The 13,712-nt window shown below is 33.1% G+C and carries 7 protein-coding genes and 3 tRNA genes; 5 read left to right on the top strand and 5 right to left on the bottom strand.

Translation table 11 applies throughout. From position 1 onward, the window contains the following. Positions 1 to 5: 5 nt before the first annotated feature. Positions 6 to 2,846 carry a DNA polymerase I gene (gene polA, locus IU405_RS01570; protein WP_197436875.1) on the bottom strand — a complete coding sequence of 947 codons (2,841 nt, stop codon included), beginning with the start codon at positions 2,844 to 2,846 and terminating at the stop codon, positions 6 to 8. A gap of 106 nt (positions 2,847 to 2,952) precedes the next feature. Here polA and IU405_RS01575 point away from each other — a divergent pair, with 106 nt between their 5' ends. Both IU405_RS01575 and IU405_RS01580 read left to right on the top strand, forming a co-directional pair. Then, the gene (locus tag IU405_RS01575; protein ID WP_197436881.1) at positions 2,953 to 4,173 is read left to right on the top strand and encodes a metallophosphoesterase; all 1,221 of its coding nucleotides are present in this window, start codon (positions 2,953 to 2,955) and stop codon (positions 4,171 to 4,173) included. A gap of 85 nt (positions 4,174 to 4,258) precedes the next feature. Further along, positions 4,259 to 4,552 carry a thioredoxin family protein gene (locus IU405_RS01580; RefSeq protein ID WP_197436876.1) on the top strand — a complete coding sequence of 98 codons (294 nt, stop codon included), beginning with the start codon at positions 4,259 to 4,261 and terminating at the stop codon, positions 4,550 to 4,552. A gap of 214 nt (positions 4,553 to 4,766) precedes the next feature. Here IU405_RS01580 and IU405_RS01585 read toward each other — a convergent pair whose 3' ends face one another. From IU405_RS01585 to IU405_RS01600, 4 genes are all read right to left on the bottom strand, one after another. Beyond that, entirely contained in the window at positions 4,767 to 6,329 is a 1,563-nt protein-coding gene (locus IU405_RS01585) for a DUF6770 family protein (RefSeq protein WP_197436877.1), read from the bottom strand. Positions 6,330 to 6,515: 186 nt separating this feature from the next. Next, a tRNA-Leu gene (locus tag IU405_RS01590) sits at positions 6,516 to 6,601 on the bottom strand. A 22-nt stretch (positions 6,602 to 6,623) separates the two neighbouring features. Next, positions 6,624 to 6,695 (bottom strand) — tRNA-Gly (locus IU405_RS01595). A gap of 40 nt (positions 6,696 to 6,735) precedes the next feature. Then, positions 6,736 to 6,809, bottom strand: a tRNA-Asn gene (locus IU405_RS01600). A gap of 184 nt (positions 6,810 to 6,993) precedes the next feature. Here IU405_RS01600 and IU405_RS01605 point away from each other — a divergent pair. The 3 genes from IU405_RS01605 (at position 6,994) to IU405_RS01615 (ending at position 13,564) form a co-directional block, all read left to right on the top strand. Then, entirely contained in the window at positions 6,994 to 9,753 is a 2,760-nt protein-coding gene (locus IU405_RS01605; protein WP_197436878.1) for a 2-oxoglutarate dehydrogenase E1 component, read from the top strand. A 70-nt stretch (positions 9,754 to 9,823) separates the two neighbouring features. Continuing rightward, on the top strand, positions 9,824 to 11,041 hold the full coding sequence (odhB, locus tag IU405_RS01610; RefSeq protein ID WP_197436879.1) for a 2-oxoglutarate dehydrogenase complex dihydrolipoyllysine-residue succinyltransferase: 1,218 nt from the start codon (positions 9,824 to 9,826) through the stop codon (positions 11,039 to 11,041). 96 nt (positions 11,042 to 11,137) lie between these two features. Then, positions 11,138 to 13,564 (top strand): helix-turn-helix domain-containing protein, encoded by a 2,427-nt coding sequence (locus IU405_RS01615; RefSeq protein WP_197436880.1) that lies wholly within the window; start codon positions 11,138 to 11,140, stop codon positions 13,562 to 13,564. Positions 13,565 to 13,712: the final 148 nt, after the last annotated feature.

A 13,712-nucleotide genomic window follows, 5' to 3' on the forward strand; every position in this document is an offset into this window, starting at 1 on the left:
AGGTTTTAATGCGCTTCCAACCAATTATTTCCCAAACCAATTTCAACATCCAAAGGAACTTTTAATGAAAAAGCATGTTCCATTTCGTGTTTGATGATAGGTTTTATAATGTCTATTTCGTCTTTGTGGGCATCAAAAACCAACTCATCATGCACTTGTAAAATCATTTTTGATTGGAAGTTTTCTTGCTCAAATCGTTTATGAATATTGATCATTGCCAGTTTTATAATGTCTGCTGCTGAGCCTTGAATTGGCGCATTTACAGCATTTCTTTCAGCTGCACCTCTCACTACAGCATTTCTAGAATTGATATCTTTCAAATAACGTCTTCTGTTTAAAACTGTTTCCACATAGCCATTTTCGCGCGCAAAATCAACCTGAGAAGACATGTATGCTTTCAATTTTGGATAGGTTTCATAATATGTGTCAATTAATTCTTTGGCTTCACTTCTTGATAAGTTGGTTTGGTTGCTCAAACCAAAGGCAGAAACTCCGTAAATAATTCCAAAATTCACTGTTTTTGCATTGCTTCTTTGTTCACGAGTTACCTCATTTATATCCACATTAAACACTTTTGCAGCTGTTGAAGAGTGAATATCTTCGCCATTTTTAAAAGCGTTCATCATGGTTTCTTCTTCGCTTAAAGCCGCAATAATTCGCAATTCTATTTGGCTATAATCGGCTGCTAACAACACATAATCTTCATTTCTTGGGATAAAAGCTTTGCGAACTTCTCGTCCTCGTTCTGTTCTAATAGGAATGTTTTGCAAGTTCGGATTGTTCGAACTCAACCTTCCAGTGGCTGCAACTGCTTGCGCATATTCTGTGTGAATTCTTCCCGTTTTTGGATTGATTTCATTCGGAAGCGCATCAACATACGTGCTTTTCAATTTATTATATTGACGATATTCTAGAATATCTCTGATAATCTGATGGTCTTTGGCGAGGTAAGAAAGCACGTCTTCGCCAGTGGCATATTGCCCTGTTTTCGTTTTTTTAGGTTTGTCAATCAACTTCAGATTTTCAAACAAAACAACGCCCAATTGTTTGGGAGAAGCAATGTTGAATTCCTCTCCAGCTTGCGAATAAATCGCTTTTTCCAATCTGTCAATATCAGCTGTTAAGGCGATTGAAAGTTCCTTTAAAAAATCAGTATTGATGTTAATTCCCTCAATTTCCATGGACGTTAACACGGAAACCAAAGGCAATTCAACGTCATTAAAAAGTTTGGTCACATTGCCAGTTTCTAATTCTTTCGTAAAATGATTTTTCAATTGAAGTGTCACATCAGCATCTTCCACAGCATATTCTGTTTGCTCTTTGATGGAAATAGCTCTCATAGAAAGTTGGTTTTTTCCTTTTTTTCCAATCAATTCTGTGATAGAAACTGGTTGATAATTCAAATAAGTTTCTGCCAAAACATCCATATTGTGACGCATATCAGGATTGATGAGATAATGCGCAATCATGGTGTCAAACAAAGTTCCTTTTACTTGCATGTCGTAATTTGACAACACTTTGAGGTCGTATTTTAAGTTATGACCAATTTTTTCAATGTTTTCTGATTCAAAAAAAGGACGAAATTCCTCTAAAATAGTTTTGGTTTCTTCTTGATTTTCAGGAAATGAAACATAATACCCTTTGCCAGTTTCGTAAGAAAATGATATGCCAATCAATTCTACTTCTAAAGCTCGTAAACCTGTAGTTTCGGTGTCAAAACAAACCGATTTTTGTTGTAATAATTTGTCAATCAATATTTTTCTTGAGAAAGGAGAATTGATATGTTGATAAAAATGGGAGGTGTTTTCAATCGTTTTAAAACCACTAGCCATGTCAATTTCGGAAACGTTTCCACTTCCTGGACTTGCAAATAAATCAAACTGATTTGAAGTATTTACAGGTGATTTTTTTTCGGTAATTGTTGGTTTTTCAGCAATATCTTCAAGGTTATTTTGAAGACTATTTTGCGCAAAAGTATTCGTAAAATTGACCAATAAATTTCGGAATTCTAAGTCATTGAAAATCTCAGTAACTTTTTCTAAATCTGGTTGATCAAGCGTAAAATCATTGGCATTAAATTGTACAGGAACATCCAACATAATGGTGGCTAATTTTTTGGAAAGCATTCCCAATTCCTTTGCCTCTTCAATTTTCTCTTTCATTTTACCTTTTAGTTGATGCGTATTTGCTAGCAAATTTTCCATCGAACCAAAATCAGCAATAAATTTCTTTGCCGTTTTTTCACCAACTCCAGGCAACCCAGGAATATTGTCAGAGGCATCTCCCATCATTCCTAAAAAATCGATGACTTGCAACGGATTTTCAACTTCAAAATTCTGTTTTACTTCTTCAACTCCCCAAATATCATAACCACCACCAAAACGTGGTTTGTACATAAAAATATTTTCAGAAACAAGTTGTGCAAAATCTTTATCAGGTGTTACCATATAGGTTTTGTAACCTTCTTTTTCGGCTTGTTTTGACAAGGTTCCAATCACATCATCTGCTTCAAAACCTTCTTTTACCATAATGGGAATGTGCATGGCACGCAAAATTTCTTCAATATAAGGCACTGCAATTTTGATAGCTTCAGGAGTTGCCTCTCTATTTGCTTTATAAGCTTGGTATAATTCTACTCTTTCAACACTGCCACCTTTATCAAAACAAACTGCTAAATGATCGGGTTTTTCACGTTTGATAACATCTAATAAAGAGTTCATAAACCCCATAATTGCTGAAGTATCTAGGCCTTTTGAATTGATTCTTGGGTTTTTTATAAATGCATAATAGCCTCTGAAAATTAAAGCATAAGCATCTACTAAAAAAAGTCTTTTTTGTACTGACATTGAATGTTTTTTATCGATGCTAAAGCTACAAAACTTTAACAGGATGTTAAAATTGATTCGTCATTTAACTAGTATCTTTGATGAAATTTTTTTAAAAAGAAACTTTATGGGTCGTTGGATTTTTCTGATTGTGCTAATCTTCTTACTAATTATCATTGATTTTTACGCTTTTCAAGCTTTTAAAACAGCATTTAAAAGTAAATACGCACGATTTTTTTCCATGTTTGTAAATATTGCTGTGTACGTTTATTTTTTATTTACCATTTTAACCTATTCAAGAAGTGATGGTCAAACGCCCCAATTTCAGTTAGCTGCAGGTCTGTTATTGACCTTTTTAATTCCGAAATTGGTGATTGTCATCATGCTTTTTGGCGAAGATATTTTTAGAGGAATTGTAAAAGTAATTTCTATGATTTCCCCTTCAGAAACACAACCTTTGGCTGGCAGAAGAAAATTCATTTCTCAATTGGCATTAGGCATTGCAGCCATTCCATTTGCTTCTTTTATTTATGGAATTATTCAAGGAAAATACAATTATAAAGTGTTGAAATACCATCTTTCTTTTAAAGATTTGCCTGATGCTTTTGACGGATTTACCATCACTCAAATTTCAGACATTCATTCAGGAAGTTTTACGAATGCGGAAAAAATTCAATATGGAGTTGATTTGATCAATGAACAAAAATCGGATGTGATTTTGTTTACAGGCGATATTGTGAATAACAAAGCTGACGAAATGGACAATTGGATGGATATGTTTGCCAAATTAGAAGCGAAAGAAGGCAAATATTCAATCCTTGGAAATCATGATTATGGCGATTATATGGATTGGAAAACACCAAAAGAAAAAATCGATAATTTTCAGGCAGTGAAAGATATTCACAAAAAAATCGGATTTGATTTGTTGTTAGACGAACACAGATATTTAGAAAAAAATGGTCAAAAAATTGCGCTTTTGGGTGTAGAAAATTGGGGAAAAGGATTCAATCAAAAAGGAGATTTGGAAAAAGCATCCTCAGGAATCTCCAAAGAAGATTTCAAAATTTTGATGAGTCATGATCCAAGTCATTGGGAATATAAGGTGAAAAATGATGATTTTCATTATCATTTAACATTGAGTGGTCACACACATGGATTGCAAATGGGGATTGAAATTCCAGGTTGGTTTAAATGGAGTCCATCACAATATGTGTATAAACAATGGGCGGGGTTGTATGAGGAATTTGGCAGGTATATCAATGTAAATAGAGGCTTTGGATATCATGCATTTCCTGGAAGAGTAGGAATTTGGCCAGAAATAACAACAATTGAGTTGAAAAAAGCCTGATTTTCAGTATATTTCAGAAGATTTATTATATTTGTGGGTTAATTGACAAAAAGAGATTAGGTTTTACCCTTAAAAACAGTTAGTTATGACAAAATTTGGAGAGTTAATTAGTATTGATAAACCTGTTCTAATTGATTTTTATTCAGAATGGGATGAAGCAGAAACAAGTATTGATACTTTAAGAGATGTTGCTGCAGCTTTGGGAGATAAAGCAAAAGTGATTAAAATTGACATTAATAAAAATGAAGTTTTAGCTGATGCACTTCGTGTGAAAGGAAATCCTACGTTTATGATTTATAAAAATGGCGAAATGAAATGGCGCCAAACAGGATTTCAAGATGCCAATACGTTGATTGGTTTGGTACAACAATATGTTTAGTTTGTAAGAAATTCCTTGAATAAAAAAGACCTCAAAAGTTTGATATACTTTTGAGGTCTTTTTTTATATAAAATCCTTCAAAGTTTTTAAATTTTATAATTTAAAATTAAACTTATATATTTTTTCCACGAATTCACAAATTGTAAGGAATTCATCACCATAATTGTTTTCATTTTAAAATTCAATTACACCCAACAGGTTAGAATTATCAATTTTATTTATTTTCCAAAACTTTAAATATGATTGTCTTAGCGCCAATATTTTGAGTTATTAATAATGAGCTTGTTCTACTTTTGGGAAGAATTTTAAAATTATCCATACCTAATAAATCAAGGTTTGAAAAAGTTTCCACCTGAAAAGAATTGTTTATAAGTGACGCTTTTTTGATTTTAAAATCTAAACTTTCATTTTCGATTTTTTTGTCTGAAATTAAAAAGAAATCCATTTCTCTGTTTTGATTTAGTTGCTTGTATATAAAATCTAGTTTGCCCTGTGCTTGCATTTCTAATAAGTTAAATTGTGGTCTAACACTCATGGTATTTAAACCTGTATAGGTCTCGTTTTTTTGCAGTTTTTGCGAATTCACAAAATTTAAATTCTCATCAAATTCAACAATAACCATATCACTCAAAGTATAGGTTGTTTTCCAATTGTTCGAAATCAATCCGCCAATAGCACCTCCAATAACTGATGATGTAAGAATTTTAAAAACAGATGCCCCTTTTTTCTCTCTTTTTGCCATTTGCCCTATGGCATACAATGTATTGTTAGTTTCTAAAAAATCATAAAAATGGATGATTCCAAAATCTTTTTGCTTTGCATCATCATCAATCCCCAATGATTTTTTAAATGCATTATTTTCATAACGCACACTTGTTTCTTTAATCAATTGGCCACTTTTTGAATATTGCTCTATAAAATATCCAATATTGTAATTGTCATCAGGATAATTATTATCATCATCATACAGTTCCCCAAATAAGAGAATATCGCCCTTTTTTGAAACTATTGCTTTGGTATAAAAATTCTGTTTAGTTTCATAGTCATGACTAACAGAAAACAATTCTTTGCCATTTTTAGTATCAACTATTATTGCTTTAAATGTAGGTTGTTGGTCAAAATTAGAACCCCATTCTTTCTCCATCAATATCACAACTTCTTCATTTGAATACATAGGTGCAATCGTTTTTCTGTTATTGTGGTCTGATGGAGATTCATAACTCCAGTCTTTGCCATCAATGTCTAAATAATAAAGATTATAGCCTCTTCTTTTCTTTTTAATGATTTCAGTAATCATATACCCTTTGTTTTCTACGGGGTAGATTAATTGAAAATCACCACTAGGTTCCATAAAGCTTTTATAGCTGCTAGGACTAAATAATAATTTATTGTATGTTATTTCTTTACTTTTTAATAATTCGCCATCCAACGAAAAAATCTTAAAGTCAATGGTGTATTTTTTTTCATCGGCAAAGGCAACAATTAGTGAAGTATTATTGTTTTTTACCTCTAGAAAATGGATATGACTTTCTATATCAAATTTTATATTTTTATGTTCGGTCAAATCTTCATTAAAAATGGTTAGTACCCCATTTTCAATAGTATCTTTTGATTTTTTTTCCAGGATATGAAATGTGTAATAATATGATTTAGAATTCGTATGTACTGTACCACAATCGTTTGTGTTAAAATTAGCTACATTCTCAATTACTTTTAATTGAGCATACGAAATATTTGTTAGGAATAAAATTAAGATGTGTTTTAATTTTAGTTTCATTTTTGCCTTATTTAATTAACTATTATTTTTTGGGGCACAAAAATAGAATATGAATTTTAAATCTTTTTAACTGACATTAAAAAAGTATACTTTTTTTGAGATTTGATTTTTTGAAAAAATCAGAAGAATTTTTTTAAAAAGAATCACTAAAACAAAAAAACCTTAACAGTAATGTTAAGGTTTTTGTACTGAAGGCGGGACTTGAACCCGCACGAACATTACTGCTCACTGGATTTTAAGTCCAGCGTGTCTACCAATTCCACCACTTCAGCATTGGTATTTTTTTTAGAACAGAGCGAAAGACGGGATTTGAACCCGCGACCCTCACCTTGGCAAGGTGATGCTCTACCCCTGAGCTACTTTCGCAGACTTTAAAATAAAGCAAATAAGTGGCTACTTATTTTTGCTCCCCCTCTTGGGCTCGAACCAAGGACCCTCTGATTAACAGTCAGATGCTCTAACCAACTGAGCTAAGGAGGAGTTTGCTTCACTATTTTGTGATAAGCGAGTGCAAATATATACCTTTTTGAAATATAGGCAAAAATATTTTTTGTTTTTTTAATAAAAGTTTAAGCATTAATCTTTCAAAAAAAAATATGCTTTAATCTTAAAAATCGTATTTTTGTGCCCATTATTTAGCTATCTAAAAAGCATACACCAGTTTATGGATAAATTCTCGTTTTTAAACGCAGCACACATAGGCTTTATCGCCGATTTATACGACCAATATTTATTGAATCCAGATGCTATTGAGCCAAGCTGGAGAAGCTTTTTTCAAGGGTATGATTTGGCAAATGAGCACTATTCTTTCAAAGAGTATGAACCTTCTGAAAAAAGGCAGGAATCTTCTCAAGAAATCTCTCAAGAAGTAAAAAAAGAGTTTTTAGTGGTCGATTTGATTAATGGTTATAGAACAAGAGGACATCTTTTTACCAAAACAAATCCTGTAAGAGAGCGAAGACAATATCATCCTTCTTTAGCCATCGAAACTTTTGGTTTGTCAACTGAAGACCTTCAAAAAGAATTTTCTGCAGGTCAAGTTATAGGATTAGGAAAAACCACTTTAGCAACAATTATTCAACATTTACAAAGTATTTATTGCGATTCTATTGGGGTTGAATATATGTATATGAGAAATCCTGAAAAAATAAATTGGTGGCAATCTCGATTGAATCAAAATGACAATCATCCAAGGTATTCTCTCGATGCTAAGAAATATATATTATCAAAATTAAATCAAGCAGTTACTTTTGAAAATTTTTTACAAACAAAATATGTTGGTCAAAAACGTTTTTCATTAGAAGGAGGAGAAGCATTAATTCCGGGAATTAGTGTTTTGTTGAGAGATGCTGCTGAGAAATTTGGAGTAAAAGAATGTGTTTTAGGAATGGCTCACAGAGGTCGTTTAAATACGTTGGTAAATATTTTCAAAAAGCCAGTAAGAGATTTATTCAGTGAATTTGAAGGAAAAGATTTTGAAGAAGAAGATATTGATGGCGATGTAAAATACCACTTGGGAATTACACTAAGCAAAACGTTCAGAAATGGAAGTGAAATTACCATGAATTTAGTACCAAATCCTTCTCACTTAGAAACAGTTGCTGCTGTAGCTGAAGGAATTACGCGTGCTAAAATTGATAAAAAATACAATGGTGATTCAAGCAAAATATTACCAATTATCATTCATGGGGATGCTGCAATTGCGGGTCAAGGAATAGCCTATGAAATTGTTCAAATGGCAAAATTAAATGGCTATAAAACTGGAGGAACTGTTCATGTTGTGGTAAATAATCAAATAGGTTTTACTACAAATTACTTAGACGCTCGCTCAAGTACTTATTGTACAGATGTAGGAAAAGTGACACTTTCACCAGTTTTACACATAAATGCTGATGATATTGAAGCAGTTTGTCACGCTATGGAAATGGCTTTAGAATTCAGAATGCGTTTCAAAGCGGATGTGTTTATTGATTTGTTAGGCTATCGAAAATATGGTCATAATGAAGGTGATGAACCTCGTTTTACACAACCAAAATTATACAAAGCCATTGCGAAACATAAAAATCCAAAAGAAATTTATGCGCAAAAATTAATATCAGAAGGAGTTATTGATAAGGAATATTTGGAATCAATTACAGAGGAATTCAAAGAAATGTTGGATCGTGAATTTGATTTTTCTAAAGAAGATAAAAATTCGAAAGTAATTGAATTTATGCAATCCACTTGGGAAGGTTTTGAGCGTCAAGATTTAGCGGCAATGTTGACTCCCGAAAACACAAGCTATCCAGAAGGTAAATTAAAAAATATTGCAAAAATAGTTTCTACAGTTCCTGAAGGCGTAAAATTTGTAAAAAAAGCAGAACGTATTTTAGAAGGAAGAGCAAGCATGGTTTTTGAAACCAACCAATTGGATTGGGGAATGGCAGAAAACTTAGCGTATGGAAGTTTGATGGAAGAAGGATATAATGTAAGAATTTCTGGACAAGACGTAGAAAGAGGAACTTTTTCACACAGACACGCTATTTTACGTGATGAAATCACAGAAGAAAGAATCAATTTGTTGAATACAAATCCTGAAAATAAAGGACAAATGACGATTTATAATTCGTTATTGTCAGAATACGGAGTTTTAGGTTTTGATTATGGATATGCCATGGCACATCCAAATACATTGACTATTTGGGAAGCTCAGTTTGGAGATTTTTCAAACGGAGCTCAAATCATGTTTGACCAATATATTTCTGCTGCAGAAGACAAATGGAAAGTGCAAAATGGAATCGTGGTTTTATTACCTCATGGTTATGAAGGTCAAGGTTCTGAGCATTCATCAGCAAGGATTGAACGTTATTTGCAGTTGTGTGCAGAAGACAATATGACTGTTGCCAATTGTACAACTCCAAGTAATTTTTATCATTTGCTACGTCGTCAAATGAAACGAAATTATCGCAAGCCATTGATTGTTTTCACACCAAAAAGTTTATTACGTCATCCAAAAGTAGTAAGTTCTATTCAAGATTTGGCATCAGGAGAATTTCAAGAAGTTATTGATGATGTTTTGGCACCAGAAAATGTGAAAAAATTGGTATTTTGTTCTGGTAAATTCTACTATGATTTATTAGAAGAAAGAGAAAACTTAGGTAGAGAAGACATTGCATTGGTAAGAATTGAACAATTATTCCCACTTCATAAAGAGAAAATTCAAAAAGTAATTGACAGATATCCAGCTATTGAAGAATATATTTGGGCACAAGAAGAGCCAAGAAACATGGGTGCTTGGAGTTTTATGTTGCAACGATTTGAATTGGTGAATTTAAATGTTCGTTCTTTGAACTATTATGCAGTGCCTGCAGCAGGTTCAAGTACACGATTCAAAAAAAGACACAAAGCTGTGATAGATAGTGTTTTTAGTGATGATAAATCATAAACAAATAGCTAACTAAAATAAAAATTAACAAATAGCTGATACAATTTCAGCCAAATAAAATTAAGAACTGATGATTTTAGAAATGAAAGTTCCTTCTCCAGGAGAATCAATTACAGAGGTAGAAATTGCAACTTGGTTAGTTGAAGACGGAGATTATGTTGAAAAAGATCAACCCATTGCAGAGGTAGATTCAGACAAAGCAACTCTTGAATTACCAGCTGAAGAAAGTGGTATTATCACTTTAAAAGCTTCAGAAGGTGATGCAGTTGCTGTAGGTTCTGTAGTTTGTTTGATTGATACAAGCGCAGCAAAACCTTCTGGAAATGAGCAATCTAAACCTGCTGAAAAGAAAGAAGAGCCAACTCAAAAAATAGAACAACCAACATCAAATCAACCAACCACCACTTACGCAACAGGAACTGCTTCACCTGCAGCAAAAAAAGTATTGGCTGAAAAAGGAATTGAACCATCAGCAGTTTCTGGAACGGGAAAAGATGGCAGAATTACCAAAGAGGATGCAGTGAATGCAGTGCCTTCTTTTGGTTCTCAACCTGCAACTGGTTCTAGAAATACAGAGCGCAAAAAAATGTCAATGTTGCGCAGAAAAGTAGCAGAACGTTTGGTTGCTGTAAAAAGTGAAACAGCCATGTTGACTACTTTTAATGAGGTAAACATGCAACCTATTTTTGATTTGCGCAAACAATATAAAGATACTTTTGCCGCAAAACACAATGTTGGTTTAGGCTTTATGTCCTTTTTTACATTGGCAGTTGTGAGAGCTTTGAAAATGTATCCAGAAGTGAATTCGATGATTGACGGAGATTTTCAAGTAATCAATGATTTTCATGACATTTCTATTGCAGTTTCTGGCCCAAAAGGGTTGATGGTGCCAGTTATAAGAAATGCTGAAAACCTTACTTTTAGAGGTGTTGAAAGCGAAGTGAAACGTTTGGCTTTACGTGCAAGAGATGGTCAAATCACTGTAGATGAAATGACTGGAGGAACATTTACCATCACAAATGGAGGTGTTTTTGGTTCGATGTTATCAACACCAATTATCAATCCACCTCAAAGTGGAATTTTAGGAATGCACAATATTGTAAACAGACCTGTTGCCGAAAATGGACAAGTGGTTATCAGACCAATCATGTATGTGGCACTTTCTTATGACCACAGAATTATTGATGGTCGTGAATCTGTAGGATTCTTAGTTGCTGTTAAAGAAGCACTAGAAAATCCAATTGAAATTTTGATGAATAACAATCCTGAAAAGGCTTTAGAAATATAGTTTTTCGAGAGTGAAATTACTAAAATCCCAAGTTTTTTACTTGGGATTTTTTTATTTTATGTTATTTGATTGAGTATCTTGCATCGAAAAGCGAAAATGAAAACAAATCCCGAACTCGAACTTGCCATCGAATTTATCAATAAAACAGATAGAAATCTTTTTATCACAGGAAAAGCAGGCACAGGAAAAACTACTTTTTTACATCAAGTAAAATCAGAATCTTTGAAAAGATTGGTAGTTGTTGCCCCAACTGGAGTAGCAGCCATCAATGCAAAAGGCGTTACAATTCACTCTTTTTTTCAAATGCCTTTTGGACCGATTTTGCCTGGACAATTGAAAAATAACAACGAACAACGCCGATTTTCAAAAACAAAAATTGACATCATCAAATCGTTAGATTTGGTGATTATAGATGAAATTTCTATGGTTCGTGCAGATTTATTAGATGGCATTGACCAAGTTATGAGAAGGTATAAAAACCGAGAAAAAGTGTTTGGTGGCGCTCAAGTTTTGATGATTGGCGATTTGCAACAATTGGCACCTGTTGTCAAAAATGACGAATGGAGTTTGCTTCAAAAGCATTATAAAAACATGTATTTTTTCAGCTCAAATGCCTTCAAAGAAGCGAATGTTGTGACGATTGAATTGAAACATATTTACCGTCAAAAAAATGATGATTTCATCAAAATTTTAAACGAAATCCGAAATGATCATTTGTCTGATGCATCTGCTAAAATTTTAAATCAACGATACAATTCATCATTTTCGCCAACCAAAGAAGAAGGGTACATCACGCTCACAACACACAATAACAGAGCAAATCTCATCAACAATTCTGAATTGAATAAATTGACCACAAAAAGCCATTTTTTTGAAGCTACAATTTCAGGAAAATTCAGTGAACATTCCTATCCAAATGACGAAAAATTGGAATTGAAAGTGGGTGCGCAAGTGATGTTTATCAAAAATGATTCTTCCATAGAAAAAAGATATTTTAATGGAAAAATTGGCGTGATTACTGCCATTTCTAAAACCTCTGTGACTGTAAAATGTCCCAATGAATCTGCTGAAATTGTGACTGAAAACGAAACTTGGGAAAACATAAATTACAGTATAAACGAGGAAACCAAAGCTATTAAAGAAGAAATTTCAGGCGCTTTTTCACAAATTCCTTTGCGTTTGGCGTGGGCAATTACCATTCATAAAAGTCAGGGTTTGACGTTTGAAAAAGCAGTGATTGATGCTGAAGCGTCTTTTGCCCACGGTCAAACCTATGTTGCTTTGAGCAGATGCACGTCTTTGGAAGGTTTGGTGTTGAAAACACCCATTTCATCTAGTTCTATTATCAATGATAGCACTGTAAATATTTTCAATGAAACTGTGGCAGAAAATTGTCCTGATGAACAGGTTTTGAATGAATCTGAAAAACAATTTCAACTCAATTTACTTTCGGAATTGTTTGATTATCAATCATTTTTATATCCTTCCACACGAATTTTAGATGTTTTTTATAAAAATAGCAATAGCATCAAAGGAGAGGTAATAGAACATTTGCAAACCCTAAGAGACAAAGGAATTGTGCCTTTATTGAAAGTTTCTACAGCGTTTAAAAATCAATTGGAAGCCATTTCTCAAAATGATGTTTTGCCAGAAAATAGCTCTCAAATTCAAGAAAGATTTCGAAAAGCTGTTTCTTATTTTTTAATGGAAACCAAAGAAAATATTCAAAAACCATTGAACCAAATTTCGTTTTCTACGGATAATAAAACTGTGAAAACCGATTTTTTAAAACCCTTTGAAACACTGCAAGAAAAAGTAGCGGAAAAGATTTTTGTACTCGAAAAAATGACGCATGGTTTTGCTGTAAAAACCTATTTGCAAGAAAGAGCAAATGCAGTTTTACAATCAAAAGAGCCTGAGAAAAAGAAAACTATAACTTCAAAACGCGACCCAATTTTAGCAGTTCAATTGCGAGAATTGAGAGATGTAATTGCAAAAGATGCCAACATTCCACATTTTCAAATTTTCACACAGGAAACATTATATCTGATGTGCGATCTATTGCCAAGAACCGAAAAAGAATTGTTGAATATTCATGGAATGGGAAAAACGCGTGTTGAAAAATACGGTCAAGAAATTTTGGAATTAATTGAAGCATATTGTTCAGAAAATGCTATAAATAATGCAAATGATTTAGAAAGATTTCCAAAAAAAGAAACAAAAAAAGAACCCAAAAAAAGCACCAAACAAATCAGTTTTGAAATGTTTAGAGCAGGAATGTCTGTGCAAGAAATTGCCAAAGAACGCAGTTTTACCACAAGCACCATCGAAAGTCATTTGGCGAGTTACATACCTTCAGGAGAAGTAGATATTTTGGAATTGATTTCTATAAAAAAGTACAAAGAAATCCTCAAAGCGATTGAAGAAACCGAATTCAAATCGCTCACAGAACTCAAAGAAAAAGTGAATGAAAGTTTTACCTATGCTGAGTTGCGAATGGTTTTGATGACGTTGGAGAAATAATTTTGTATTTGTAAGCTTCCCCAAAATTCGGCCATTTAAAAATAGAATTCGACAAGCGACGCAGGAGCGCGTTCAGTAAAAATTATTAAATTTAAAGCCGAAAACTTATGAAGACAACCCAATTTACCGAAAACCAGATTGTTGCCAT

Origin of the sequence: Polaribacter sp. BAL334 (genome assembly GCF_015767435.1) — a bacterium.
Lineage (GTDB): Bacteria > Bacteroidota > Bacteroidia > Flavobacteriales > Flavobacteriaceae > Polaribacter.